General features: G+C 67.9%; 1 protein-coding gene. It reads right to left on the reverse strand.

The features are described from left to right. Positions 1 to 53 precede the first annotated feature (53 nt). Positions 54 to 1322: an IS256 family transposase gene (locus CLV37_RS26870; RefSeq protein WP_106215799.1), complete on the reverse strand. Its 1269-nt coding sequence runs from the start codon at positions 1320 to 1322 to the stop codon at positions 54 to 56. Between the last annotated feature and the right edge of the window lie 122 nt (positions 1323 to 1444).

Here is a 1444-nt window from a genome sequence, read left to right on the forward strand (position 1 = left end):
GGTCAAGTCCACTGAGGTGGTGTACGACGTTCGCTGCGTGATGCTCCGTGTGGTCAGGCCGTCAAGGCCTGCATCGTGATGTCGGAGTTCACCTCTGCGACGGTCTCGGAGGTGTCCGCCGCGCCGCCAGGCATGGCGATGAGCCGGCAGCGCCCAAGAAGGTCCAGGCCGAGGTAGCGGCGGCCTTCGGTCCACTCATCGTCCTGCTCAGCCAGCACTGCCCCGACGAGACGGATCAAGGAGCCGCGGTCGGGGAAGATGCCGACGACGTCGGTGCGGCGGCGGATCTCGCGGTTCAACCGCTCCTGCGGGTTGTTGGACCAGACCTGCCGCCAGACTTCCTTCGGGAACGACGTGAACGCGAGAACATCGGCCCGGGCGGCGTCCAGATGGGCGGCGACCTTGGGGAGCTTGGCCTCCACCACGTCCAGGAGGCGGTCGAACTGGGCGTGCACGGAGTCGGCGTCCGGCTGGTCGTAGACGCTGTGCAGCAGCGTCTTGACCCACGGCCACGACGTCTTCGGCGTCACCGCCATCAGGTTCGCGGCGTAGTGCGTTCGACACCGCTGCCAGGACGCGCCCGGCAAGGCGGCGCCGATCGCCGACACGAGGCCGGCGTGGGCATCGGAGGTGACGAGCCGGACCCCGCACAGGCCCCGGGCGGTCAGATCCCGGAAGAACCCCAACCAGCCGGCCCCGTCCTCAGCGGAGGAGACCTGCAGGCCCAGGATCTCTCGGTGCCCGTCGGCGTTGACCCCGACGGCCAGCAGGGCGTGGACGTTGGCGACCCGCCCGTCCTCACGGACTTTCATCACCAACGCATCGGCGGCGACGAAGGTGTAGGGCCCGGCGTCCAACCTTCTGGTGCGGAAGGCTTCGACCTGGGCGTCGAGGTCCTTGGCCATCTCGCTGACCTGCGACTTCGACAACCTCGTGATGCCCAGCGACTCCACGAGCTTTTCCATGCGGCGGGTCGAGACCCCTAGCAGGTAGGCGGTGGCGACCACCGTGGTCAAGGCCCGTTCGGCGCGGCGGCGTCGCTCCAGCAGCCAGTCGGGGAAGTACGACCCGGAGCGCAGCTTGGGGATGGCGGCGTCGATGGTCCCGACGCGGGTGTCGAAGTCGCGGTAGCGGTAGCCGTTGCGGGAGTTCACTCGCTCCGGCGAGGAGGCGCCGTAGGCGGCTCCACAGACGGCGTCGGCGTCAGCGGACATCAGGGTGTTCACAAAGGTGCTCATCAACTCGCGCAGCAGGTCGGGGCTCGCCTGGGCCAGTTGCTCGTGCACGAAGTGGGCAGGGTCCATCATGGGTCCAGCGGTCATCGCGTTGATCTCCTTCAAAGGCACTGTGAGAGGTCCTTCGAAGCATCACGCGGTGGCCGCCTTCTACGTGTCAGCCACGCCTGTCACCGGCCTGGTCGTACACCACTCTGGTGGACACAACC

The sequence above is a fragment of the Kineococcus rhizosphaerae genome, assembly GCF_003002055.1.
GTDB lineage: Bacteria > Actinomycetota > Actinomycetes > Actinomycetales > Kineococcaceae > Kineococcus > Kineococcus rhizosphaerae.